The organism is Cerasibacillus quisquiliarum (assembly GCF_014202495.1).
GTDB classification, from domain to species: Bacteria; Bacillota; Bacilli; order Bacillales; family Amphibacillaceae; genus Cerasibacillus; species Cerasibacillus quisquiliarum.
In genome coordinates this window covers 1-24,685 of the sequence record NZ_JACHHA010000004.1, presented here as the reverse complement: position 1 = coordinate 24,685, position 24,685 = coordinate 1, and the positions used below count along the sequence as shown (strand labels likewise).

24 protein-coding genes are annotated in these 24,685 nt (G+C 37.0%); 17 read left to right on the top strand and 7 right to left on the bottom strand.

What is annotated here, in order from left to right; all coding sequences use genetic code 11:
- Positions 1–66: 66 nt before the first annotated feature.
- Together HNQ35_RS06055 and HNQ35_RS06050 are read left to right on the top strand one after the other, a co-directional pair.
- Positions 67–654 (top strand): xanthine phosphoribosyltransferase, encoded by a 588-nt coding sequence (locus HNQ35_RS06055; protein WP_146938551.1) that lies wholly within the window; start codon positions 67–69, stop codon positions 652–654.
- A complete protein-coding gene (locus tag HNQ35_RS06050; RefSeq protein WP_146938552.1) occupies positions 651–1,952 on the top strand; it encodes a nucleobase:cation symporter-2 family protein in 1,302 nt (433 codons plus the stop codon). The genes HNQ35_RS06055 and HNQ35_RS06050 overlap by 4 nt, the downstream gene beginning before the upstream one ends.
- Before the next feature lie 254 nt (positions 1,953–2,206).
- Here the strand turns inward: HNQ35_RS06050 and HNQ35_RS06045 are convergent, their stop codons facing one another.
- Complete coding sequence (locus HNQ35_RS06045) at positions 2,207–3,550, bottom strand: YjiH family protein (protein ID WP_146938553.1); 1,344 nt, start codon at positions 3,548–3,550, stop codon at positions 2,207–2,209.
- 191 nt (positions 3,551–3,741) lie between these two features.
- Here HNQ35_RS06045 and HNQ35_RS06040 point away from each other — a divergent pair, with 191 nt between their 5' ends.
- From HNQ35_RS06040 to HNQ35_RS06030, 3 genes are all read left to right on the top strand, one after another.
- Positions 3,742–3,924, top strand: a complete 183-nt coding sequence (locus HNQ35_RS06040; RefSeq protein WP_146938554.1) for a hypothetical protein — start codon at positions 3,742–3,744, stop codon at positions 3,922–3,924.
- 62 nt (positions 3,925–3,986) lie between these two features.
- On the top strand, positions 3,987–4,250 hold the full coding sequence (locus tag HNQ35_RS06035) for a YwdI family protein (protein ID WP_146938555.1): 264 nt from the start codon (positions 3,987–3,989) through the stop codon (positions 4,248–4,250).
- Between the two features lie 45 nt (positions 4,251–4,295).
- A complete protein-coding gene (locus HNQ35_RS06030; protein WP_146938556.1) occupies positions 4,296–4,664 on the top strand; it encodes a DUF423 domain-containing protein in 369 nt (122 codons plus the stop codon).
- Between the two features lie 7 nt (positions 4,665–4,671).
- Here the strand turns inward: HNQ35_RS06030 and HNQ35_RS06025 are convergent, their stop codons facing one another.
- The 5 genes from HNQ35_RS06025 to HNQ35_RS06005 all read right to left on the bottom strand — a co-directional run bounded on the left by HNQ35_RS06025 (position 4,672) and on the right by HNQ35_RS06005 (position 7,974).
- Positions 4,672–4,920 carry a hypothetical protein gene (locus HNQ35_RS06025; protein ID WP_146938557.1) on the bottom strand — a complete coding sequence of 83 codons (249 nt, stop codon included), beginning with the start codon at positions 4,918–4,920 and terminating at the stop codon, positions 4,672–4,674.
- Positions 4,921–4,990: 70 nt separating this feature from the next.
- Positions 4,991–5,419 carry a spore coat protein GerQ gene (gerQ, locus tag HNQ35_RS06020; protein WP_146938558.1) on the bottom strand — a complete coding sequence of 143 codons (429 nt, stop codon included), beginning with the start codon at positions 5,417–5,419 and terminating at the stop codon, positions 4,991–4,993.
- 19 nt (positions 5,420–5,438) lie between these two features.
- Positions 5,439–5,861, bottom strand: a complete 423-nt coding sequence (locus HNQ35_RS06015) for a cell wall hydrolase (RefSeq protein ID WP_146938559.1) — start codon at positions 5,859–5,861, stop codon at positions 5,439–5,441.
- A 160-nt stretch (positions 5,862–6,021) separates the two neighbouring features.
- Positions 6,022–6,771, bottom strand: coding sequence for a hydrogen peroxide-dependent heme synthase (gene hemQ, locus HNQ35_RS06010; protein WP_146938560.1), 750 nt, complete (start codon positions 6,769–6,771; stop codon positions 6,022–6,024).
- A 339-nt stretch (positions 6,772–7,110) separates the two neighbouring features.
- Positions 7,111–7,974 carry a lipoate--protein ligase family protein gene (locus tag HNQ35_RS06005; RefSeq protein ID WP_146938561.1) on the bottom strand — a complete coding sequence of 288 codons (864 nt, stop codon included), beginning with the start codon at positions 7,972–7,974 and terminating at the stop codon, positions 7,111–7,113.
- A 130-nt stretch (positions 7,975–8,104) separates the two neighbouring features.
- On the opposite strand from HNQ35_RS06005, the gene HNQ35_RS06000 reads away from it, so the two are divergent.
- The 3 genes from HNQ35_RS06000 (at position 8,105) to HNQ35_RS05990 (ending at position 10,719) form a co-directional block, all read left to right on the top strand.
- On the top strand, positions 8,105–9,415 hold the full coding sequence (locus HNQ35_RS06000; RefSeq protein ID WP_146938562.1) for an HD domain-containing protein: 1,311 nt from the start codon (positions 8,105–8,107) through the stop codon (positions 9,413–9,415).
- A gap of 1 nt (position 9,416) precedes the next feature.
- Positions 9,417–9,911, top strand: a complete 495-nt coding sequence (locus tag HNQ35_RS05995) for a YwgA family protein (protein ID WP_146938563.1) — start codon at positions 9,417–9,419, stop codon at positions 9,909–9,911.
- 289 nt (positions 9,912–10,200) lie between these two features.
- The gene (locus HNQ35_RS05990) at positions 10,201–10,719 is read left to right on the top strand and encodes a YwhD family protein (protein WP_146938564.1); all 519 of its coding nucleotides are present in this window, start codon (positions 10,201–10,203) and stop codon (positions 10,717–10,719) included.
- Positions 10,720–10,890: 171 nt separating this feature from the next.
- Here HNQ35_RS05990 and HNQ35_RS05985 read toward each other — a convergent pair whose 3' ends face one another.
- On the bottom strand, positions 10,891–12,909 hold the full coding sequence (locus HNQ35_RS05985) for a transglycosylase domain-containing protein (protein ID WP_246118112.1): 2,019 nt from the start codon (positions 12,907–12,909) through the stop codon (positions 10,891–10,893).
- A 143-nt stretch (positions 12,910–13,052) separates the two neighbouring features.
- Here HNQ35_RS05985 and HNQ35_RS05980 point away from each other — a divergent pair, with 143 nt between their 5' ends.
- From HNQ35_RS05980 to pyrG, 9 genes are all read left to right on the top strand, one after another.
- The gene (locus tag HNQ35_RS05980) at positions 13,053–13,472 is read left to right on the top strand and encodes a YwiB family protein (RefSeq protein WP_146938566.1); all 420 of its coding nucleotides are present in this window, start codon (positions 13,053–13,055) and stop codon (positions 13,470–13,472) included.
- A gap of 170 nt (positions 13,473–13,642) precedes the next feature.
- A complete protein-coding gene (locus HNQ35_RS05975) occupies positions 13,643–15,766 on the top strand; it encodes a heterodisulfide reductase-related iron-sulfur binding cluster (RefSeq protein ID WP_221261435.1) in 2,124 nt (707 codons plus the stop codon).
- A gap of 108 nt (positions 15,767–15,874) precedes the next feature.
- Positions 15,875–17,062, top strand: coding sequence for an acetyl-CoA C-acetyltransferase (mmgA, locus tag HNQ35_RS05970; protein ID WP_146938568.1), 1,188 nt, complete (start codon positions 15,875–15,877; stop codon positions 17,060–17,062).
- A 25-nt stretch (positions 17,063–17,087) separates the two neighbouring features.
- Positions 17,088–17,939, top strand: coding sequence for a 3-hydroxybutyryl-CoA dehydrogenase (locus HNQ35_RS05965; protein WP_146938569.1), 852 nt, complete (start codon positions 17,088–17,090; stop codon positions 17,937–17,939).
- Between the two features lie 29 nt (positions 17,940–17,968).
- Positions 17,969–19,108, top strand: coding sequence for an acyl-CoA dehydrogenase (locus HNQ35_RS05960; RefSeq protein ID WP_146938570.1), 1,140 nt, complete (start codon positions 17,969–17,971; stop codon positions 19,106–19,108).
- A 67-nt stretch (positions 19,109–19,175) separates the two neighbouring features.
- Positions 19,176–20,315, top strand: a complete 1,140-nt coding sequence (locus HNQ35_RS05955; RefSeq protein ID WP_146938571.1) for an acyl-CoA dehydrogenase — start codon at positions 19,176–19,178, stop codon at positions 20,313–20,315.
- A 345-nt stretch (positions 20,316–20,660) separates the two neighbouring features.
- A complete protein-coding gene (locus HNQ35_RS05950; protein ID WP_146938572.1) occupies positions 20,661–21,281 on the top strand; it encodes a TetR/AcrR family transcriptional regulator in 621 nt (206 codons plus the stop codon).
- Between the two features lie 207 nt (positions 21,282–21,488).
- Positions 21,489–22,016 (top strand): DNA-directed RNA polymerase subunit delta, encoded by a 528-nt coding sequence (gene rpoE, locus HNQ35_RS05945; protein WP_146938573.1) that lies wholly within the window; start codon positions 21,489–21,491, stop codon positions 22,014–22,016.
- A 213-nt stretch (positions 22,017–22,229) separates the two neighbouring features.
- Positions 22,230–23,813 carry a CTP synthase gene (gene pyrG / locus HNQ35_RS05940; protein ID WP_146938574.1) on the top strand — a complete coding sequence of 528 codons (1,584 nt, stop codon included), beginning with the start codon at positions 22,230–22,232 and terminating at the stop codon, positions 23,811–23,813.
- Positions 23,814–24,685: the final 872 nt, after the last annotated feature.

The following is a 24,685-nucleotide window of genomic DNA, read 5'->3' as shown; positions in this document are numbered from 1 at the left end:
TCATAGATTGGAGTTTCCTAGGCTTTTTTTATTTTATCGGGTCATGTGAAAGGAGAAAACAATAGGATGAAGCTACTTGAGGAGAAGATTTTAAGCGAAGGGAAAGTGTTATCTGATACGGTGTTAAAGGTCGATACATTTTTAAATCATCAGATTGACCCACAACTCATGCAAGCAATTGGAAAAGAATTTGCCGAACGATTCAGTGATGCGAAGGTGACAAAGATTGTAACGATTGAATCTTCAGGTATTGCCCCAGCAACAATGACTGGATTAGAATTACAAGTACCTGTTATCTTTGCTAGAAAAAGAAAGTCACTAACTTTATCTTCCAATCTATATACAGCAACGGTCTATTCGTTTACGAAACAAGAATCAAATGATATTTCTATTTCTAAAGATATGATTGGTAAAGATGATGTCGTTCTTCTTATTGATGATTTTTTAGCAAATGGACAGGCATTAAAAGGTCTGTATGATTTAGTTAAACAAGCAGGTGCTCAAGTTGCAGGAGCAGGTATAGTGATTGAAAAAGGGTTTCAATCCGGAGGTAATGATATACGTGAAGCGGGTATTCGTGTTGAATCTTTAGCAATTATTGACTCTCTTTCTAATGGTCAGATTCGTTTTAGAGGGGAGAAAGCATCGAAATGAAGACGAATATAAGATTGACAGCACTTGGTCTCCAACATTTATTAGCTATGTATGCTGGGGCTGTCATTGTACCACTTATTGTTGGACAAGGTTTAGGATTAACGACTGAACAACTTACATATCTCGTTGCTATAGATATATTAATGTGTGGAGTGGCAACTTTACTACAAGTTATTCGTGGAAAAGTCATAGGCATCGGCTTGCCTGTCGTGCTTGGCTGTACATTTACAGCAGTTGGTCCGATGTTAGCCATAGGTGATGAATATGGCGTTTCTGCTATTTATGGGGCAATTATTATTTCGGGCATTTTTGTTATGATAATCAGTCGTGTGTTTGGCCATCTCGTTAAATTTTTCCCACCTGTTGTCACAGGATCAGTCGTTACGATTATAGGAATTACGTTAATACCAGTAGCGATTAACAATATGGGTGGTGGTCAAGGGGCGAGTGATTTTGGTTCACTTACGAATATAGGTCTTGCATTCGGAACTTTATTGCTTATCATTTTAATTTATAAATATACAAAAGGCTTTACTCGCTCAATTGCTATTTTGTTAGGGATGACTGGAGGAACTATTGTCGCATTTTTTCTAGGTAAAGTTGATTTTTCTCCTGTAAAAGAAGCGTCAGTCTTTCATATGATTCAACCTTTTTATTTCGGGACACCGACAGTCGAATGGTCAGCTGTTTTGACGATGATTCTTGTCGCTATCGTTTCTCTTGTCGAGTCAACTGGTGTTTATTTTGCTCTTGGGGATATTTGTGAAAAAGAAATGAAGAGAAATGATTTAGTCCGTGGTTATCGTGCAGAAGGATTTGCTATTTTATTAGGCGGTGTGTTCAATGCTTTTCCCTATACGGCGTTCTCACAAAATGTCGGACTCGTACAAATGACAGGTGTCCGTTCTAGAAAGGTCATAGCGATAACGGGTATGATGCTCGTATTATTAGGCTTCTTCCCGAAAGTCGCTGCATTGACGACGATTATTCCATCAGCCGTTCTTGGTGGAGCAATGGTTGCCATGTTTGGTATGGTTGTTGCTCAAGGGATTAAAATGCTTTCAAAAACAATTTTTGAATCACAAGAAAATGCTTTAATCGTTGCTTGTTCAATAGGGCTTGGTCTTGGTGTAACGGTTGTACCTGAAATCTTCGGAGTGTTACCTACAAGTGTGCAAATTTTAACGAGTAATGGTATTGTAGCGGGAAGTTTCACCGCTATTATATTAAATATCGTTTTTCATATGTTGCCTTCTTCACGTAAGGAAAACGACCGCAGCATACCACATAAAATATAAAACATCATTGTGCTAACATGAAGAGGCTGAATAAGCCTCAAATAATGAATAAAAGGATTGAATGAGTCTCTTTGAATCATTCGATCCTTTTTCTATTCTGTATGTTGTCTCTGCCTTTAATATTTTTAGTCGTTTTCAATTGTTATACTGTCTTTCTTCAAAGTTTACTTGATATACGAGCTTTTTATATGAAAGAGTGACCATAGTCTGTTTGAATCTCACGTTATTTGGTACTCTTTTATGAAATATTGCAATTAAAATAATATGTGAGCCATTCCTACAATGATTGGCAATGTAATAAGTGTCCGTAATAGGAAAATGATGAATAAATCTTTAAATGAGACAGGTACTTTAGAACCGAGTAAAAGTCCTCCTACTTCCGACATATAAATTAACTGTGTGACAGAAAGAGTAGCAATAATAAATCGCGTCATTTCAGCTTCGATTGAAGCACCTAGTACAGCTGGTAAAAACATATCGGCAAAACCGATTAACATAGTTTCGGATGCTTTCGTCGCTTCTGGAACTTGCATCAGTTCAAGGAGTGGGATAAATGGATACCCTAACCACTGGAATAAAGGGGTATACTCGGCCACCATAACGGTAATGAGTCCAAATGCCATAACAACTGGTGCAACTCCCATCCACATATCAAAGACATTTTGAATGCCTTCTTTTAAGAATTGAGCAAAACCTTTTTCTTTTTTAGCACGTTCAACAGCATTTTTATAACCGTATGAGAAGGAGTTATAACCTTCAGGAATCGATTCATCAACAGGTTTAATTGACTTTCGAATATACGTATCTTCTTTTTTCGAAAGTGGTGGAATGCGTGGCATGATGATTGCTGCGATAAACCCAGCCAAAAGAACTGTTAAATAGAAAGGTACAAACATATGTTGCAAATCAACTTGTTCAATTATGACAAGGGTGAACGTAATGGAGACAATCGAGAAAGTCGTTCCGATGACAGCGGCTTCTCGCTTTGTATAATAGCCTCCTTCATACTGTTTACTCGTTAACAATACGCCTATTGTTCCATCACCAATCCATGATGCAAGTGCATCGATAGCTGACCGCCCAGGTAATTTAAATAGAGGACGCATAATCTTTGTCATCCATGTTCCAACCATTTCTAACAATCCAAAATTTGTTAACAACGGCAGAAACAATCCAGCGAATAAAAAGACAGAGAATAAAACGTGTAATAAATCACCAAGTAACAGTTGTCCTGTATTTTCTCCGTAAATGACTTCAGAACCTAATTTAAAATAAACCATTATAGCAAAAACAGCAGCTAAAAAGCGTGTTATAACCCAAAATGGACGAACATAAAATAGTTTATAAACGAAAGGCCATTGTCTTATCTTTTCTTCTCCTATTCTTCGCGCAACAAGCGTTAAGATAGCTGTTATAATAATGATCATCATCATAATAAGAGATAATTCATCTTTTAGAACTTCTTGCACCTTGCTGGCAAATAGGGCAATTAAAATAGAATACCCACCATTAACTTTAATGGGAATCATAAAGAGTAATACACCTATCAAAGACGGTACGATAAACCATAACTGGTCACTTATTGTAAATTTTTTCATTAACTATCTTCCAATCTAAATAAAATAACACCTTATTATTATACAAAAAAATGCATAATATAAAAAGAAAAAATGTTTTTTGCATTAGAAAGATTCAATTCCAACTGTTATATAAATTCAAAATCTTGCCTTTTGTATAAAATAAAGGTACAATAAACAAAAATATGTGTGTGTGAAAAGGAGGATCTCCCATGGAATCTTTATTAGAGTGGAAACTCAATATAGAAAAAGAACTTGGTCGTTCCTTAAAAAAAGAGGAATCGGAGTTTGTGACTGAACTATATGAACGCCACCTCATAGAAAGACAAGATACACGCACACCTAAAAACTATACATTAACTTGTCTTTATCATACATCTTTTTATCAAAATTAACTTTCTCGTGAATCACTTAAGAACGTGCTATACTAGTTTATAAATGGGAAGGAGTTGTAAAGATGGCGGTAAAAAATACGATTATACTACAAAAAATGCAGGAAGAATTAACACGTGCAAAAAAAGCAGATTCCCAAACATTCATAAAACATATAGAAAAAATAAAACTGTTATGTGAACTATTTCTTGATGCTGAACAACATGATAGCGCACCGTCATCACAGCACATATCTAAAGAAGAAATGAAAGTGATGCTTGGTCAACAAACAAAGCAACCTCCCATTCAACATGATGAAGCAAATGGAACGTCAATTTTTGATTTTTAAATATGATGTTTCAGGACAGAACATAGAAAAAGAGGGATATTAAACATGAAATTGTTTTTACTATTTGGTATTATTAATGGATTTCTTGCTGTTGCTTTAGGAGCATTCGGTGCCCATGGCTTGGAAGGGAAAATTTCTGACCATTCATTAAAAATATGGGAGAAGGCTGTCAACTATCAAATGTTTCATACGGCAGCATTACTTGTCACAGGCTTACTGTTAGCTAAAAATCAAATTGCAAGTTTAACATGGGCTGGTTGGGCATTTTTCATTGGCATTATTTTATTTTCTGGAAGCCTCTATTTTTATGCGACAACAGGGATTCGTGCATTAGCAATGATTACACCTTTTGGTGGGGTGACCTTTTTAGTCGCTTGGGTCCTTCTAGGATATGCTGTTATGAAAATGGTATGATCTAATACTATTGAATAATTAAAGTGACGATTACGATAAAGATGAGCACACTTCGTAAAATTTGCTTTAAAGCAGATTGTGATCGGTTTATATATAATAGTAACAGAACATGACATACAAGGCTTATGATGGTTAAGAAGAGAGTCATAATTGTAAATAATAAAGAACCTCTAATAAGCGCTATAAATCCAATTGGAAACGCAAGACCGAGGGATATGACTTCCCATAACATAAGTCTTTCTAGTGGATATCTCATCATCATCGCCTCATTTTTAGCTAGGTAAAATAAAGGATAGCATAAGTTATGATGCTATCCTTTATTTATATTACCTCGGTGTGTATGTTGCCATTTGACCTTGAGTTTGATAAGGGTATTGATAATTAATTGGTTCATCAAATACGACATAATCAAGATAGACCATCAACAGTAAATAACGTTTATTCGTTTCGGGGTCGCTTAATATGAGATGGTCCCGTCCAGCTGCTTCAATTCGGCCTTTGAATGCTTTTTGATTACCGTTAAAGCGTAAATAAGCTGTGGCGTGTTTCCCGCGATTTAGTCGCAAAATATTTTCGATATACGATTGTTCTGCAGGTAACATACCCGGGACATTAACTTGAGAATTTGTTTGTGATGACTGTGGCTGTACAAATTGACGATAAGCATAGGCTGGATAGTAAGCAGGCGAAGACGCTGGATAATAAAAATAAGGGTAATTTTGTTGACTCGTATATCCTGGTTGATGTTCACTCATTAAAAAACCTCCTCTAATTTTAATATACTGTTGGACACTCAGATTGGAGAGGTGTATAGAAGCAATGGGATTTAAATCTGCCACTGTTCCATTGATTAAACCATTGAGCTGGGCAATCTCCTTCAGGCATGAAAAACCAAAGCGCGTTTGTTGCTGGATGATATCGCTTTCCCATCATCACTTGACGTGCAAGTTCTTTATCAATTTCTCTGGCCCGTTGATAAAAGTAACCCTTTTGAGTCGCTTCAAATCCACCTGGACTTTGAAAGACCATTTGTGGAACCGTACGGATATCTGTAAAATCTAGGCAATCAGCTAAAACCCGGTTAACACCGACATTTCCTACCATAAGCATGCCAAGTTTGCCGTCACCTTCTGCCTCAGCGCGTATTAATCGTGCTAATAGATCAACGTTTTCATCAGTCATTGGAACAACAGCCAAACACTCCACCTCATTTCTGACTATAAATTCAACATGCCATTACTGATATGTATGTATGTGAGAAAAAAATATGATTCGGAATAAAATATAGCAGAGGTTTTAAGTTGTTAAATAAAAAACGTCCACAAATCCATACGATTTGTGAACGTTTAAAGATTAATTAAACATGTAGAAATGCTGGTACAGCTTGTTTTTTCAAGATATTTCCAACGAAGAAATATCCGAATTCTCCGTAGCGTGAGCTCACTTCATCAAAGCGCATTTCATAGACAATCTTCTTGAACTCCAAAGCGTCATGCGCAAATAAAGTGACACCCCACTCCCAGTCATCAATACCAATTGATCCTGTAATAAACTGTTTTACTTTTCCAGCATATTTACGTCCTGTTTTACTATGCTCATAAAGTAATTTTGCACGAACATCTTTTTCAAGCGTATACCAGTTTTCATCACCGATACGACGGCGGTTCATTGGATAAAAGCAAATATGTTCCCATTTCGGTAAAATTGGTTTTAAACGAGCTTGAATTTCTGGCAATGTTTCTGGATCAACACCGTCTTTTGACTCGCGATATTTCGCTAATTCAATAATGGATACGTAAGAATGTGCCGGAATGAGGAACTCTGCCATTTTTGATTTATTGAATTCTGTTTCTAATTCATTCAGCTCTTCCATGGTCGGGCGAAGAAACATAAACAACAGATCAGCTTTTTGACCAACGACCGTATACATAGCATGACTGCCGTTTTTAGCTTCTTCTACCGCTTCCCATTTTTCAATTAAATTGAGAAAGCTAGTGATTGCTTCTTCACGTTCTTCTGCAGATGCCATTTTCCAAGAAACCCAATCAACAGTACGCATATCATGTAATGAATACCAACCGTCCATTGTTTCGACAGCTTCTACCATTTAAATCTCTCCTTTATGTAATATAAAATGATAAATAACATGACGAATCGGTTATCTATAGCATAACCTTATTTTTACTATATCATAACGTCCAAAGCAGATTCATTTCAGACGCTATAACAAAACACATGATAGACATTAAATAGATACTTTTGTCACTAATTTGTAAAAAATTAGTGATGAATTGCTATAGTACCTATATAGTAGATAATTGTAGAAAATCGCGCGACCCTGGGTCAAAATCGCGCGACCACGGGTCAAAATCGCGCGGTCCCAGATCAAAAACTTAAGTTGAAAACCTATTCTATTTACCCTAGCTCTTGTTCGCTTCTTATAAACTTAAACTTTGTCATTTAAAATCTCTTGAATTTTTTCGTTACGTTTTTTCATCATATTCATGCGATACTTGAATGTCTCCATTTCACCTGCAGACAGATCACCTTTAACTAGTTCTTCACTTAAGTCCTGTAATGTTGATGTTGCTCGAAGAACCATCTCATCGACGGTCACTCTTCGGCCAATGAGTTCAGTTAAAGAAGCCATTTTATTTGGTTCAACATGAGGATAGGTGAATGTTGTCTCTTTCCCTTTAATAGCAATTCGGTAAAAGTCGCGGATTAATTGTGCTCGCCTTTTGCTATTTCCATTCACATCTAAATAAATTTGTATCGCTGCTGCATCCTTAATTCGTCGTTGGGAGATACCAGCGAATTTTCTTCCGTTAATACTTAAATCATAGTCACCTGGACAATAGGACCCGACAATTTCATACGCCTCGATATCCCGAGTCACATCCTTTAACATATGTTGAACAAATGTAACCATTGCTTCATAACTATCATAGATAGAAATACGCCCCATGTTAGGTAATATTAATGAAATATTTAAAATACCTTCGTCTAATACAACAGCTAAGCCACCTGAATTACGGACAATAACATGATATCCTGCATCATTTAAAAATTTAATTCCTTCATTTAAATAAGGAACACGGGTGTCTGGAATTCCAAGTACAACAGTATGTGGGTGGACCCATAACCGCATCGTTGGAGGTGCTGTATGCTGACTAACAGCAGTTGCAATGGCATCATCAATCGCAAAAGATGTAGCTGCTGTATAAGGTCTATCTTGAAAAGTCATTTCCTTTGTATGATCAACATAGCGAAAAGTTGCGTGTTTAGTGATATTATGTAATGTCTTCATAAAAATTCCTTTCATAGTCTATTCATTTTGAAAAATAAGTGACGTCTCTCATTTGCCCTTTTAACTCTCAATACACTATTATATAATAATACATAATCATCGTCGAAAAGAAACGGGTTGAATGGTATAAATGGCATATAAAGATGAAAAATTACATGAAGTAAAAGTTTTTAAAGATCCTGTCCATCGCTATGTCCATGTGCGTGACCGTGTCATATGGGACTTAATCGGTACGCCAGAGTTTCAAAGATTGAGACGAATTAAACAGCTCGGTACGACATATTTAACATTTCATGGTGCAGAACATAGTCGTTTCAACCATTCTCTTGGTGTATATGAAATCGTTCGACGTATCATCAACAACTTTAAAGATAGAGAACATTGGAATGAAAAGAATCGTTTACTCTGTCTTTGTGCAGCTTTATTACACGATTTAGGGCATGGGCCGTTTTCTCACTCATTTGAGAAGGTCTTTAAGCTTGACCATGAATATTACACACAACAAATTATTTTAGGTGACACGGAATCAAATCGAATTTTAGAAAAGGTATATCCTGGCTTTGCACAAGAAGTAGCAGATGTTATTAATAAGACGCACTCTAATAAACTCGTTGTTAGCCTTATCTCAAGTCAAATCGATGCAGATCGTATGGATTATTTACAACGTGATTCTTATTTTACAGGTGTGAGTTACGGTCACTTTGATATGGAAAGGATTTTACGAGTGATGCGACCTATAGAAGATCAAGTTGTGATAAAATCAACAGGTATGCATGCTGTAGAAGATTATATAATGAGTCGTTATCAAATGTACTGGCAAGTGTATTTTCATCCGGTAACACGAAGTGCAGAAGTCATTTTGACGAAAATTTTCGACCGGGTGAAATTTTTATACGAAAGTGGCTATCATTTCAAATTAAAGCCAACACATTTTATTTCATTTTTTAATAAAGAAGAAAACCTTCAAGACTACTTGAATTTAGATGAAGCTGTCGTCCATTACTATTTTCAAATGTGGCAACATGAAGAAGATAAGATTTTAAGTGATTTATGTGAACGGTTTATCAATCGGCGCTTATTTAAATATGTCGAATTTGATCCGAATAAGATGATGAACAGTTGGGTTACACTTACACAATTATTTAAAGATATGAATATAGATCCAGAATATTATCTCGTTGTTGATTCTTCATCTGATTTACCGTACGATTTTTATCGACCAGGCGAGGAAGGTGAACGCTTGCCTATCCATTTACTCATGCCAAACGGTGAATTGCGAGAATTATCACGTGAATCAGAAGTTGTTGAGGCGATTTCAGGAAAAAAACGAACAGATCATAAATTGTATTATCCACTCGATCGATTAGAACAGGCAAAGAAGAAGGACAAAAAAACGGTTCAACAGATCATGAGAATTTTACACGGTCAAGGAGATGTATAACATGTTGACAAATCATACGAAAATCATGCATTTTTTTTCCATCGTTGGTGAAGTAACTGGTCGGAAAAAACTCCAAAAAATGATCTATATTTTACAAGCATGTGGTGTTCCATTTGAAGAAAAATACAATTTTCATTTTTACGGCCCATACTCAGAGGAACTTTCTTTACGTATCGAAGAATTATGTAATCTCGGATTTATCGAGGAAGAAAAGGAAGAAAAAAGCAATTATTTTCAATATCATTATCAAATTACAGAACAGGGAACACAATTTTTAAAACAGTTTCAAACGGACATGCCAGATTTCAGTTCACAAGCTCATCTCTTACTAAATAAAAGCTCTCGCTTCCTTGAGCTTGTCGCAACGATGTTGTTTTTTAAAGATTTACCGAAGGAAGAAGTTGAAAAAAAAGTTCATCATGTGAAACCAAAACAAAACTACAGCCCGGATGAGTTTAAAGAAGCATGGGAATTAATTCATACATTGAAACAATAAAGAAACATAAGCGGTTCTAGCCCGTCATGCTAAAACTGTTTTAATTTCTTAATCAATCTATCGGAATATCTTATGAGGCACTCTTTATCGTGTCATACTTGCCATAAATAAACCGTTAGTTAACGTAAAAGTGCTTTAATGCGCATGAACCTCGGACAGATGCTTGTTATTACCTTTCTAAAGAAACAAAGAGGTAAGCAAGCTATTGAATGGTGTCACTGTCCATGTTAGAAAAGCTAATCTGTGCTACAATAAAGCCAAGATGAAACATCAGAAGGAGGTCTAATACATGAATTCAAAGCAATCTTCTAATAAAAAGAATCGCTTTACTATAATAAAAGATGACTCTGTCGATGGACATGGAGGTTATGGTGCGGGTTCGATTAGTTTAGAGAACATGTCATCTGTGATTGTAGATCCAAATGAAGAAAAGGCTTATCTTGATATGGACGCCATGCATGCACGTAGTGAAATTGAAAGACGTGTTAAATATATGCCGAATCGCGAAGACGTACCAAACCCAAAAAAATATTGGATTGTATGGGTCACTGTTGAACAAGGAGAAGAAGGTCCATATTATGCAGGAGTTGCAGGTTGTGAATTACTTGTAGATAAGCCAAATAAACGGGCCTACAAATCGATGCCAGAGCATGTTAAAAATATGGAGGCCTCATTAAAAGGAAAAATTGTCGTTGAACATATGGACGATTTATCGAAAAAACTATTGGGAGATTATTTAGCAACTTTTAATGAAGGATTTTGGGAGCGCTCATCAGAAGAATTAAAGAAAAACTTAGGCTATGAATAATGTCATAAATTATTCACATTTATTTTTAGAAACTTAAAGGTGACATCAAACCCTTGTACTTTTTTAAGGAAATTTGTAAAATAAACAGTACATGGACAACCTTGGATTACTAGGACAAATAGAAATCGACTCTGTTGTAGCTAGGACACTACAATCAGAGTCGATTTCTATTTATGATTGTTTTGAGTCAAAAAACAACTCAAACCATTTTTTAAAAAATCCTTTCTCCTCCTCTTTAACATCCTTTTCATCTGGCTGTTTTGTATGTTCAGTACAATAGTCAGAAGGTTCAGTACCAATTTCAAAATACATCACCCGATTCGTTGGGCATTCTGGTGTCGCTCGTTTACCAGTTACTGGGTCAATAGGAAGTCCAATGACGCCCTTTGGTGGTAAAAATGTACTCATTGGAATCGTATGATGGGCCTTTTCCATAAACTCAGCCCAAATTTTCTTGGCGTATTGTTTTTCAGTCGGACGTGTTATTCGTCTGTTGTCATCGTATCCAACCCAAACGCCAGTGACGATATGCGGGCTAAAGCCTATCATCCAACTATCAAATTCAGTCGTACCTGATTTTCCCGCATAAGGTCTTGATAGTTGTTTTATAATCGGAGTACCTGTAACAGGCATATAACCATCCAATTGCTCATCAAACATTCCAGTCATTAATTCAGTTAAGATAAATGCTTTTTTTTCATCAAGTAATTGCTCTTTATTCAAGCGCTTTGAGTAAAGGACATTCCCATGTCGATCTGTTATTTTTTTAATGACATGGCTGTCAATTTTATAACCACCATTACCAATCATGCCGTATGCAGTGACCATTTCCTGTAATGAAACAGAAGCAGTACCAAGTGCCAAAGAAGGAACAGCAGGTAAATCTTTTGTAATGCCAAAGGTACGGGCTGTTTTTACTAGCGTATGTTCACCTAAAAGAAGATGAGTTTTCACAGCATAAATATTATCAGAAAGTGCCATCGCTTGTGCTAGTGTAATGAAGTCATTGGCATAGTAGCCATTAAAATTTTGTGGTTTATATACATCATTTGTAGCAATTTTAAATTCAGTCGGTTCACTTAATAGATGTGTGTTTGCTGTGAAGCCGTGCTCGAGCGCAGCATAATATAACAAAGGTTTAAATGTGGAACCTGTCATACGCTGTGATTGTGTTGCTCGATTGAATGAACTAGAATTGAAGTCACGTCCGCCTATTAATGCAAGGATTTCTCCATTATTCGGATCTATAGCTAATGCTCCGACTTCAATATCACTCTCTTGATTAATTGTTTTAGTCATCGTCTCTTCCAGCTCTTCTTGTAGGTGGGGATTGAACGTCGTATAAATTCTGTAACCATTAGATTGAATATTTTCACGACTAAGCTTTAGAATTGCTTGTGCCTCGTCTAGCACCGCTTCTTGGAAATAACTCCGTGAGATTTGTTCCTTTGTTGTTCTTGCATAGTAAATGGGTTCATTCATTGCCTTTTTATATGCACCTTCTGAGATATAACCTGCCTCATGCATAACTTGCAAAATGATTTCTTGTCTTTTTTTTGCACGTTGTTCATCGTTAAAAGGTGAGAAATAACGTGGGCCTTTCGGTATACCTGCTAACATCGCGGATTCTGCTAATGTTAATTGGTCGACGCCTTTATTAAAATAAACACGGCTTGCTGCCTCAACCCCATATGCCCCATGTCCATAATAAATTGTATTTAAATAGCCTTCTAAAATGTCTTCTTTTGAATAAAACATTTCTAAACGAACGGTATAGATTGCCTCTTTTATCTTACGTGACCATGTTTTTTCATGAGTAAGATATAAATTACGAGCATACTGTTGTGTTAATGTACTTGCGCCTTCCTTGAAAGATCTCGCGCGAATGTCTTTTAAGGCAGCGGCGAATATTCGTTTTAAGTCAAATCCTAAATGATTAAAAAACCGCTGATCCTCAATCGCTATCGTTGCCTGTATCAAATGATGAGGCATGTCATCTAAACTGATCCAATGCCGATTGACTTTAGCATAGTCTTCGGCAAATGGCTCACCAAATGTATCAAAGTAAACAGTGTTTCTTTCATTATTAACAGGAGGTGGTCCTAATAGATAGATAACAATGAGAAATATGCCACCAAGCAATAAACACCACATTAAAACTTTTAATAATCGTCGAATATACATATTCATTGTGATAAACTCCATTTGAAAAAATTCACTATGTGTCTCTATTATGGGAAAAGATCCAAATAAATAAACAAATAATCGAAAAAAATAACCGTGTTCGGTATAATGAATAGGAATTGTAGTTAAAAGTTGAATTGAGGGATAAGATGGGTGAAAAAATCAACATTACGATGAACATGGTGATTGATGACCGAGGACAAACTGAAAAGACAACGTTGAAGGAGACAGGCTATTATTATAGACGTGAAAAATTTGATGTTCTAATGTTAACTGAACACCATGGTGAAAAAATTGTCCAAAGTCGTATGACCATTCATGATAATTATGTTAATATTAAACGATCTGGCCATGTAGAAATGAGTCAACAATTTCGCTTAAACAAATGGACGGAAAATGTATATCATCACCCATATGGAACCATCCACATGGAAACGTATACGAAAGCCATTTCGTACCATCGTCCGGAAAATGTTAAACGAGGAGCACTAATCCTGGAATATGATGTGAAATTAAATGGGCAAGATCCACGTCATCATCGCCTAGAACTATCATTTCATCCAGAATAGTCTACAATTTATTACAAAAAAACGAAACGTTCGACAGTAAGAATGTTGACTGAACAGTCGCTCATATTTTATAGTATAATATAAGCGCACAACAAAAAAGGACGAATCTATTAAACACTATAAATGTAATCGTTGTCATTTTTTGTTACTATATTCAAGAGGGGGAGTATATGGTGAAGGGATTCTTGCTTGTTAATACACTCGTATTTATTGCCATAACCATTTATGCGGTTTATCTATTCGCTAAGGTTGTTGCGACTCGGGTTAGCTACATCCGTTTAGGGAAAAAATCTGAGTTTGATGGTCAGGTCAAAGAACGATTAGGTAAAATATGGACAATCGTCTTTGGTCAATCAAAATTATTAAAAGATAAGAAATCGGGAACCATCCATGTGATGATGTTCTACGGCTTTATTCTCGTCCAATTCGGTGCGATTGATATGTTTGTCAAAGGGTTGGCACCTGGTAAACATTTACCATTTGGACCGCTCTACCCAGGGTTTACTTTCTTCCAAGAACTCGTGACATTGATGATTTTAGTTTCTGTTCTATGGGCATTCTATCGTCGCTATATTGAGAAGCTCGTCCGCCTAAAGCGTGGTTTAAAGGCAGGTTTAGTTTTAATTTTTATTGGAACATTAATGCTATCTGTTTTAGCAGGAAATGGTATGCTTCTCATTTGGGAAGAACAAGCGTTGACATGGACACAGCCTGTTGCTAGCTTAATAGCTTTAGCATTTAGCTGGTTATCACCAACAGCTGCAATGGTTATGTTCTATGTATTTTGGTGGATTCATACGATTACACTACTTGTGTTCTTAGTATATGTGCCACAATCAAAGCACGCACACTTGATTGCTGCGCCAATCAATGTGTTTTTTAGCAAGCGTGTTCCAGGAAAGCTGAAGAAGCTAGATTTTGATTTTGATGATGATGCAAGTGAAGAAGATATATCATTTGGAGTCGGTAAAATAGAAGACTTCGAAGAGTATCAATTGATAGACTTATATGCATGTGTTGAGTGTGGTCGTTGTACATCTGTTTGTCCAGCTGCGACAACTGGAAAGATGTTGTCACCAATGGATTTAATGTTAAAACTACGCGACCATTTAACAGATAAAGGAGCTGCGATTACCGGAAAGTCACCATGGGTCCCAGCTTATGCATTTTCAGGAACTGCCGGTAACCAACTAGCTAATCAAGGTAGAGAAGAAGCAATGGCTTCTATGGAAGGTATTAATTTAATTGGCGATGTCATTACAGAAGAGGAATTAAATGCATGTACAACGTGCCGTAACTGTGAAGATGCTTGTCCAGTTATGAATGAGCATGTTGATAAAATTATTGATTTACGCCGTTACCTCGTTATGACAGAAGGTAAGATGGATTCTGATATTCAACGTGCAGTAATGAATATTGAACGTCAAGGTAACCCATGGGGCTTATCGAAAAAAGACCGCATCAAATGGCGTGAATTAGATGATTCCGTATACATTCCAACAATTAAAGAACTTAAAAAAGAAGGAAAAGAATTCGAATATTTATTTTGGGTTAGCTCGATGGGAGCATATGATAGCCGCAGCCAGAAGATTGCCATCGCTTTTGCAAAACTAATGAATAAAGCTGGTGTGAGCTTTGCTATTTTAGGTAATCGTGAAGCGAACTCTGGAGATACGGCACGTCGAATCGGAAACGAATTTTTATTCCAAGAAATTGCAGAGAAAAATATAAAGACGTTTGAGAAAAATGGCGTTAAGAAAATCGTTACAATTGACCCTCACGCTTATAATATCTTTAAAAATGAATATCCAGATTTTGGATATAAGGCAGAGGTTGTTCACCATACACAAATGTTATACGACCTTGTGATGGAAGGTAAGTTAAAGCCTACACGTCCAATTAATGAAAAATTAACTTTCCATGACTCATGTTACTTAGGTCGCTATAACGGTGTTTATGACCCACCACGTGAGATCTTAAAAGCGATTCCAGGTCTCGAATTAGTCGAAATGGATCGTACGCGCGAAAATGGAATGTGCTGTGGTGCAGGTGGTGGTTTGATGTGGGCAGAAGAAACAACAGGTACTCGAATTAACGTCGCTCGTACCGAACAAGCATTGGCAGTTGATCCATCTGTTATCTCTAGTGCATGTCCATACTGTCTCACAATGTTAAGTGATGGAACAAAAGCAAAAGAAGTAGAAGAAGATATTAGTACAATGGACGTTGCTGAAATCTTAGCATTATCTGTATTTGGTGAAGAAGAGGAGTCAGAAGATAAAGTCACGGCTTAAGTTTAGAAATGGGAAGGCTCATATGAATGTTCGCGTGCTGCCTTCCTATTATAAAATATAATTACGATTGAGCGTTCAATCGAAATAAGGAAAGGTAGGTCAATAATCATGACAAAAACAGTCATCGTATCTGGTGCGAGAACACCTTTTGGAAAACTTGGTGGTAAGCTGAAAGGGTTTACAGCTTCAGAATTAGGGGGAATTGCCATTAAGGAAGCATTGGAGCGGGCAGGTATTGAAGGCTCCGATGTTGATGAAGTGATTATGGGAAATGTTTTGCAAGGTGGTCAAGGTCAGATACCTTCACGCCAAGCAGCGCGTCACGCTGGTATTCCTTGGGAGGTAAAAACAGAAACGATTAACAAAGTGTGTGCTTCTGGCATGCGTAGTGTCACAATGGCAGATCAATTTATCCGTCTCGGTGAAGAGGAAATTATTGTAGCCGGTGGCATGGAAAGTATGTCGAATGCGCCTTTCGCTTTACCGAATGCACGTTTTGGCTATCGTATGGGCGACCAAAAAGTCGTTGATTTAATGGTTCATGATGGTTTAACATGCTCATTTAACCATGTGCATATGGGTAACTACGGAAACGCCACTGCAGAGGAATTGAACTTATCGCGTGAAGAACAAGACAAATGGGCTTATCGTAGCCATAAACTTGCGATAGAGGCGATAGAATCAGGTAAGTTTAAAGAAGAAATCGTTCCAGTTGAAGTACCTATGCGTAAACAAGATCCAATTTTAATGGAACATGATGAAGCACCACGTAAGGATACGAACTTAGAAGTGTTAGGTAAATTACGTCCTGTATTCGGTAAAGACGGCACGATTACAGCTGGTAACGCACCTGGTATTAACGATGGGGCATCAGCATTTGTATTAATGTCAGATAAGAAAGCTGAAGAGTTAAACAAAAAGCCATTAGCAACGATTTTAGGACATGCTGAAGTAGCAGTAGAGGCAGAAAATTTCCCGAAAACACCAGGCTATGTGATTAATAAACTATTAGAAAAAACAGGTTATAAAAAAGAAGATATTGACTTGTTTGAAATAAATGAAGCGTTTGCTGCTGTTAGTCTAGCTTCTATGAAAATAGCTGATTTACCTGAAGAAAAAGTAAATGTTAACGGTGGTGCAGTCGCTCTTGGTCACCCTATTGGAGCAAGCGGATCACGCATCATTTTAACGATGATTTACGAACTGAAACGCCGTGGCGGTGGCTTAGGTGTTGCTGCTATTTGTAGTGGCGGTGGTCAAGGAGACGCTGTATTAATCGAAGTACCAAAACAATAGTAAGACAAATTAGGGGGATTGCAACATGGAAATTAAAAAAGTAATGGTTGTTGGTGCAGGTCAAATGGGATCAGGAATTGCCCAAGTATGTGCTCAATCAGGTTATGACGTTTTACTCAATGATATGAATAAAGAAGCGTTAGAAAAAGGGATGAATCGAATTGAAAAGCTATTGTCTCGTTCAGTAGAAAAAGAACGCATTACAGAAGAAGATAAAGAAGCGACAATGAACCGCTTAACCCCTTCATCTGATTTAAACGATGCAAAAGACTGTGATATTGTTATTGAAGCAGTTATTGAAGATATGGATGTGAAGCAGTCAGTTTTCCAACAGTTAGATAAAATCGCACCACCTCATGCGATTTTAGCATCTAATACATCATCATTACCGATTACGGAGATTTGCGCCGTTACAGAGAGACCAGAAAAAGTAATTGGTATGCATTTTATGAATCCGGTTCCAGTGATGAAATTAGTCGAAGTCATCCGTGGATTACAAACAAGCGATGAAACATTTAAAGCTGTTGAAGAGATGTCTAAGAAGTTGAATAAAACATCGGTAGAAGTGAATGATTTCCCAGGATTTGTTGCTAACCGTGTGTTAATGCCGATGATTAATGAAGCGATTTATACAGTGTATGAAGGTGTTGCTTCTGTTGAAGATGTTGATACCGTTATGAAGTTAGGTATGAACCATCCAATGGGACCGTTAACATTAGCTGACTTTATCGGCTTAGATACATGTCTTTATATTATGGAAGTACTCCATGAAGGGTTAGGGGATAGTAAGTACCGTCCATGTCCATTACTAAGAAAATATGTCAGTGCTGGATGGTTAGGACGGAAATCTGGTCGCGGTTTCTACACATACGAATAATCTTAACTTTATATTAAGGGGGGTTTTCAATGAACCTAAAGTTTACTGAAGAACAAGAAATGATGCGCACAATGGTTCGTGATTTTGCTCAAAATGAAGTGGCTAAAGAAGTAGAACGAATGGAAACAGAGGATCGTTTTCCAATAGAAGTCATTAAAAAAATGGGTGAACTCGGATTAATGGGGATTCCGATTGATGAAAAATACGGCGGTAGTGGCATGGACTTCACATCATATATCATTGCCATTCATGAACTATCAAAAGTAAGTGCATCTGTCGGTGTTATCCTATCCGTTCATACATCCGTTGGAACGAATCCAATTCTTTACTTTGGAACGGAAGAACAAAAGCAGAAGTATATTCCGAAATTAGCAAGTGGCGAATATATTGGAGCTTTTGCATTAACTGAGCCAAGTGCCGGTTCAGATGCAGCAAGTCTCAGAACGACTGCCAAGCGAGATGGTGATGACTATATTTTAAATGGTTCCAAGATGTTTATTACAAATGGTGGTGTAGCCCAAACATATATCGTTTTTGCTCGCACAAGTGAAGAAGAACGATCAAGAGGCATTAGTGCCTTTATTGTGGAGAAAGATACGCCAGGACTCATTATCGGCAAGAAAGAAAGAAAAATGGGACTACATGGTTCGAATACAGTTGAATTAAGTTTTGACAACTGTCGTGTCAGTAAAGAACAATTGCTTGGTGAAGAAGGCGAAGGGTTTAAAATTGCGATGTCTAATTTAGATAGAGGTCGAGTAGGGATTGCTGCTCAAGCATTAGGAATTGCTGAAGCTTCTTTAGAACATGCCATTGCCTATGCTAAAGAGCGTGAACAATTCGGCAAACCAATCGCCCACCAACAAGGGCTATCGTTTAAACTAGCTGATATGGCAACTCAAGTTGAAGCAGCAAAACTATTAACGTATCAAGCTGCTGAACTTGTAGGAAAAGGTCTTCCTGCTGGTAAACAAGCGTCAATGGCTAAGATGTACTCAACAAAAACAGCTGTTAAAACAGCCATAGAAGCAGTTCAAGTTTTTGGCGGCTACGGCTATACAGAAGATTACCCTGTCGAACGTTTCTTTAGAGACGCTAAAGTAACCGAAATTTACGAAGGGACGAACGAGATTCAACGTCTCGTTATTGGGAAGCACCTTTTAAAGTAAACGTTTTTACTGATTATGTTAAAATAAAGTAAGAAACACCTTTGAAAAACAGAGAGGAGCATATTAAATGCAATTTCAACTAACTGAAGAACAAGAAATGTTACGTAAAATGGTACGAGATTTTGCAGAAAATGAAGTCGCACCAACAGCAGCAGAGCGTGATGAAGAAGAACGTTTCGACCGTGAAATTTTTGATAAAATGGCTGAGCTTGGTCTAACAGGTATTCCGTGGCCTGAAGAATATGGTGGAATCGGTTCAGATTTTGTTAGCTATTGTATTGCCGTGGAGGAATTATCACGTGTATGTGCATCAACAGGTGTTACTTTGTCCGCACATTTATCACTTGCAAGTTGGCCGATTTATAAATACGGAAACGAAGAACAGAAGAAAAATTTCTTATATCGCTTAGCAACCGGACAAGCAATTGGCGCCTATGCTTTATCTGAACCTGGTGCCGGAAGTGACGTGGCATCTATGCGTATGACAGCTAAAAAAGATGGCGACGATTATATTTTAAATGGAAACAAAGTATGGATTACTAACGGTGGAGTAGCGGATATTTATATCGTATTCGCTAAAACAGACCAAGATGCGCGCCATCGCGGTATCAGTGCATTTATTGTTGAAAAGGGAACAGAAGGCTTCTCATTCGGTAAGAAAGAAAAGAAATTAGGTATTCGTTCATCACCTACGACAGAACTAATCTTTGAAAATTGCCGCATCCCTAAAGAGAATTTACTTGGTGAAGAAGGCGAAGGATTTAAAATTGCGATGACTACTTTAGATGGTGGTCGAAATGGAATCGCCGCACAAGCACTCGGTATCGCCCAAGGTGCTCTTGATGCATCGATCGCATATGCTAAAGAACGTGAACAATTCGGAAAACCAATTGCATACAATCAAGGGATTTCCTTTAAGTTAGCTGATATGGCAACAGAAGTTGAAGCTGCTCGATTATTAACTTATCAAGCTGCTTGGTTAGAATCGAATGGCTTACCATACGGGAAAGAGTCCGCTATGTCAAAATTATTTGCTGGAGATGCAGCAATGAGAATTACGACAGAAGCGGTACAAATATTCGGTGGATACGGATATACAAAGGATTATCCAGTTGAGCGATATATGCGTGATGCGAAAATCACACAAATCTATGAAGGAACAAATGAGATTCAGCGTCTCGTTATTGGTCGTATGATAACGAAATAAGTTGAAGATTAACATAAGCAGGCATGTGTGGCAATTGCCATACATGCCTTTTTTCATAACATCTCAGTTTAGACGATTTAAATCAACAAATCGGTACATTTGAGATGTGATTTACATTTCTTACTGGTTCATGAAATGATCTATTACTTTTACGACAGGCGTATGCATTTTGTAGCAAGTCATGAGCATCCAAGCTTCTAAAAATTTATTATAGAATCTCAAGACTCATGCACTTATGACAAACACCGTTTCAAATAACTTGATTTAGATCGTTTTATATGAATGAATTCAATTGAAATAGAGAAAAAGTAATGTTTAAATATTTTATACGAGGGGGTTAGGGTCATGACAAACAAACAGATTCTTTCCTCAGTTAAAGACCGACAACTTGTTGAAAAGCGTCGTCAACAGATAATAAAAGCAGCGATTACGCTGTTTAAACAAAAAGGATTTCATCGAACGACAACACGTGAAATTGCAAAGCAATCAGGCTTTAGTATTGGAACATTGTACGAGTATATACGTACAAAAGAAGATATATTATTTCTCGTTTGTGATTCAATCTATGAACAAGTAAAGAGACGATTAGAAGAAGTTATTCAATTACAAGCTTCTACAGAAGATACATTAAGCCATGTTGTAAGGGCTTATTTTGAATTAATAGATGACATGCAAGATGAAGTGGTTGTCATGTATCAAGAAGTGAAATCGTTAAAAAAAGAGTCTCGTGACTATGTCTTACAAAAGGAACGCGAAATGGTAGATATGTTTAAAGCCATGCTCTATAAATATTTGCCGTATAAAATCTCGGAAGTTGACGCAGAATTAGTAGCAAATAATATTTTTGTACAAGGACAAATGTGGGGTTTTCGCCGTTGGATGCTACAAAAACAATTCACATTAGAAACATATATTGAGCGGCAACTTTATTATTTAAGGAAAGCTCTTGCAGTTAAAGTGCCTTAATGCACTCTCAAATAATTAAAAAAAGAGTTAAAAAAGGCTTGTCTACCTATTTTCTAATCATTTTTCAAAAAAATATTCAATATAATTTGATTATCATGTATGTTATAGTTTATACTTCATTAATGGAAAATAGAAATCGCATATAAATAACGCTTTTTAAATAGGCAAGTCGCCTTAATAACATGTGAAAAAAGGGAGTGCAGGTTGATGAGTTTGAAAGATGCTAGCCCGGACAAATTAAAGCATTTGTCAATGATTGATTTGGCTAACTTGTTATTAATGGATCAAAAGAAAGCATTAGATTTTAAAGAAATATTTAACGAAATTAGTAAAATAAAAGGTTTTTCTAAAGAAGAGGAACTTGATAAACTAGCTCAGTTTTATACAGATTTAAATACGGATGGACGTTTTATGACCTTAGGACCTAATGAATGGGGTTTAAAACGTTGGTATCCTGTTGATGAAATTAATGAAGAAATTAAAGTAAGACCGAAGAAAAAGAAAAAACGCAACGTTGAAGACGATGATGACGATTTATTATTAGATGATGATATAGAATTTGATGATGAATTAGATCCTTTAGATGAAGATGATGATGAGGTCGATGCAGAATTTGCCGTTGACGATGATGACGAGTTTGCTAGCATTGACGACGACTTAGATGAAGATCTTCTCGGAGATGATGACGAATTTGCTGACGATGAATTTATTGACGATGAGGAAGAATTTAAGTAAGAGAACTTGACTTTTTTCTGCTTGATAAGGTAGTATTTTTATTGGGCACGTTAAGTTTGATTAATAAGCGTTTCCCCTGTTTATTGGGGAGGCGCTTTTCTTATGAATAACTATGATAATGAATAGAGAAATCCCATACTTATTTGATTAAAAGTATGTTTAACTGTGCTTTTCCCATATTAACTCTACAATCTTAGAAAGAGGGATGACTGAATGACTAAATATATTTTTGTCACAGGTGGTGTCGTTTCATCACTAGGAAAAGGCATTACGGCTGCTTCACTAGGCCGTTTATTAAAAAGCCGTGGATTAAAAGTAACATTACAAAAGTTTGACCCTTATATTAATGTAGATCCAGGAACGATGAGTCCATATCAACATGGAGAAGTGTTTGTAACAGAAGACGGAAAAGAAGCTGATTTAGATTTAGGACATTATGAAAGGTTTATCGATATCAACTTAAATAAGTATAGTAATATAACAACAGGCAAAGTGTATTCTTCTGTAATCCGTAAAGAACGCCGCGGAGAATTCGGGGGAGCAACAGTTCAAGTCATTCCACATATCACGAATGAAATTAAGGAGCAAGTGTTTCGCGCAGGTGAAGCAACAGGTGCTGATGTTGTAATTACAGAAATTGGTGGCACGGTAGGAGATATCGAATCATTACCATTCTTAGAAGCGATTCGTCAAATAAAAAGTGATGTCGGTCGTGAAAGTGTTATGTACGTTCATTGTACACTCGTTCCGTTTATCCAGGCAGCTGGTGAAATGAAGACTAAACCGACCCAACATAGTGTGAAAGAATTGCGTTCTCTCGGTATTCAACCTGATGCCGTTGTGTTACGAACGGAACAACCAATTAGTAAAGAAAACAAAGAAAAAATCGCTCTGTTCTGTGATATTGACTTTAATGCTGTCATTGAAATGCAAGATCAAGAGAATTTATATCAGATTCCAGTTGAACTCCAAAAACAACAATTCGATCAACTTGTCTGTGATCATCTACATTTAACATGTGGTGAAGCCGATATGAAAGAGTGGTCTAAGCTCCTTGACATGGTTAATCAGTTGTCTAAAACAATCCATATCGGCATTGTCGGTAAATATGTTGAACTTCCTGATGCTTATCTATCTGTAGTTGAAGCTCTTAAACATGCAGGCTATGTTTATGGTGCTGATATTGAAATACAATGGATTAATTCTGAGACATTAGATCAAAATACAATTGATCAAGAATTAGCACATGTCGATGGCATCATCGTACCAAGTGGTTTTGGTAAACGTGGAATTGAAGGAATGATTGAAGCGATTCGTTATGCAAGAGAGAATCAAAAACCGTTTTTAGGTATTGGTCTTGGCATGCAATTAGCTGCGGTAGAAGTTGCCCGTCATGTCCTTCGTTTAGAAGATGCACATACAACAGAAGTTAACCCAAACACACCAAATCCTATAGTAGATGTGATTGTAAGTGATGAAGATGCTGAATTACGACTCGGCAACAAAACATGTCAACTCATAGACAATACAAAAACAAAAGCAGCTTATAACAATCAAGGCATTATCCATGAGCGCCATCGTCATCGTTATAAGTTAAACAAAGCTTATATCGAACAGCTTCAAGAACATGGATTACTTGTTTCAGGTATTAGTGTGGAAGATGATATGATAGAAATTATTGAATTAAAGGATCACCCATGGTTTGTCGCTAGTCAATTCCATCCAGAATTTAAATCTCGTCCAACGAAACCACAGGCGTTATTTTTAGGATTTATTGGTGCGATAACAAAATCATAATCAAAACTTGACCGTCTGTTTAATTTAGTTAAGGCTGGGACAAAACCTCCGAAAGATAAAAAAACAATTCTTGTTCACAATTTCCTTCTGTCCCAGTCTCCTTCTCCTAATGATCATGACAGTACGTGAATGATTGATAGAGCGAGCTGGGATTTGTTTATACTATTGTCGGGAATTATTCGCTATCGTTTGAACTTTTGGATGAAACCATGTGCGGAGTGGAGCTATCTACTCTGCATGGTTTTGAAGATTTATGCTTAACCATGCGGAGTGGAGCTAACTACTCTGCATGGATTTGAAGATTTGTTCTTAACCATGCGGAGTGGAGCTATCTACTCTGCATGGTTTTGAAGCTTTATGCTTAACCATGCGGAGTAGAGCGAGCTACTCTGCATGGATTTGAAGATTTGTGCTTAACCATGCGGAGTGGAGCTATCTACTCTGCATGGTTTTGAAGATTTATGTTAACCATGCGGAGTGGAGCTAACTACTCTGCATGGATTTGAAGCTTTATGCTTAACCATGCGGAGTAGAGCTATCTACTCTGCATGGATTTGAAGATTTGTGCTTAACCATGCGGAGTGGAGCTATCTACTCTGCATGGATTTGAAGATTTGTTCTTAACCATGCGGAGTGGAGCTAACTACTCTGCATGGTTTTGAAGCTTTATGCTTAACCATGCGGAGTGGAGCTATCTACTCTGTATGGTTTTGAAGATTTGTTCGTAACCATGCGGAGTGGAGCTAACTACTCTGCATGGATTTGAAGATTTGTTCGTAACCATGCGGAGTGGAGCTAACTACTCTGCATGGCTTCGAAGATTTATGCGTAATTATGTGGAATAGAGAACTTTACTCGTTTCCAATTTGGAT

Excerpts from the sequence above, each read along its gene's own strand:
- HNQ35_RS06055 (WP_146938551.1), top strand. The coding sequence starts at position 67 with ATGAAGCTACTTGAGGAGAAGATTTTAAGCGAAGGGAAAGTGTTATCT.
- HNQ35_RS06050 (WP_146938552.1), top strand. The coding sequence starts at position 651 with ATGAAGACGAATATAAGATTGACAGCACTTGGTCTCCAACATTTATTA.
- HNQ35_RS06045 (WP_146938553.1), bottom strand. The coding sequence starts at position 3,550 with ATGAAAAAATTTACAATAAGTGACCAGTTATGGTTTATCGTACCGTCT.
- HNQ35_RS06040 (WP_146938554.1), top strand. The coding sequence starts at position 3,742 with ATGGAATCTTTATTAGAGTGGAAACTCAATATAGAAAAAGAACTTGGT.
- HNQ35_RS06035 (WP_146938555.1), top strand. The coding sequence starts at position 3,987 with ATGGCGGTAAAAAATACGATTATACTACAAAAAATGCAGGAAGAATTA.
- HNQ35_RS06030 (WP_146938556.1), top strand. The coding sequence starts at position 4,296 with ATGAAATTGTTTTTACTATTTGGTATTATTAATGGATTTCTTGCTGTT.
- HNQ35_RS06025 (WP_146938557.1), bottom strand. The coding sequence starts at position 4,920 with ATGAGATATCCACTAGAAAGACTTATGTTATGGGAAGTCATATCCCTC.
- gerQ (WP_146938558.1), bottom strand. The coding sequence starts at position 5,419 with ATGAGTGAACATCAACCAGGATATACGAGTCAACAAAATTACCCTTAT.
- hemQ (WP_146938560.1), bottom strand. The coding sequence starts at position 6,771 with ATGGTAGAAGCTGTCGAAACAATGGACGGTTGGTATTCATTACATGAT.
- HNQ35_RS06005 (WP_146938561.1), bottom strand. The coding sequence starts at position 7,974 with ATGAAGACATTACATAATATCACTAAACACGCAACTTTTCGCTATGTT.
- HNQ35_RS06000 (WP_146938562.1), top strand. The coding sequence starts at position 8,105 with ATGGCATATAAAGATGAAAAATTACATGAAGTAAAAGTTTTTAAAGAT.
- HNQ35_RS05995 (WP_146938563.1), top strand. The coding sequence starts at position 9,417 with ATGTTGACAAATCATACGAAAATCATGCATTTTTTTTCCATCGTTGGT.
- HNQ35_RS05990 (WP_146938564.1), top strand. The coding sequence starts at position 10,201 with ATGAATTCAAAGCAATCTTCTAATAAAAAGAATCGCTTTACTATAATA.
- HNQ35_RS05985 (WP_246118112.1), bottom strand. The coding sequence starts at position 12,909 with ATGAATATGTATATTCGACGATTATTAAAAGTTTTAATGTGGTGTTTA.
- HNQ35_RS05980 (WP_146938566.1), top strand. The coding sequence starts at position 13,053 with ATGGGTGAAAAAATCAACATTACGATGAACATGGTGATTGATGACCGA.
- HNQ35_RS05975 (WP_221261435.1), top strand. The coding sequence starts at position 13,643 with ATGGTGAAGGGATTCTTGCTTGTTAATACACTCGTATTTATTGCCATA.
- mmgA (WP_146938568.1), top strand. The coding sequence starts at position 15,875 with ATGACAAAAACAGTCATCGTATCTGGTGCGAGAACACCTTTTGGAAAA.
- HNQ35_RS05965 (WP_146938569.1), top strand. The coding sequence starts at position 17,088 with ATGGAAATTAAAAAAGTAATGGTTGTTGGTGCAGGTCAAATGGGATCA.
- HNQ35_RS05960 (WP_146938570.1), top strand. The coding sequence starts at position 17,969 with ATGAACCTAAAGTTTACTGAAGAACAAGAAATGATGCGCACAATGGTT.
- HNQ35_RS05955 (WP_146938571.1), top strand. The coding sequence starts at position 19,176 with ATGCAATTTCAACTAACTGAAGAACAAGAAATGTTACGTAAAATGGTA.
- HNQ35_RS05950 (WP_146938572.1), top strand. The coding sequence starts at position 20,661 with ATGACAAACAAACAGATTCTTTCCTCAGTTAAAGACCGACAACTTGTT.
- rpoE (WP_146938573.1), top strand. The coding sequence starts at position 21,489 with ATGAGTTTGAAAGATGCTAGCCCGGACAAATTAAAGCATTTGTCAATG.
- pyrG (WP_146938574.1), top strand. The coding sequence starts at position 22,230 with ATGACTAAATATATTTTTGTCACAGGTGGTGTCGTTTCATCACTAGGA.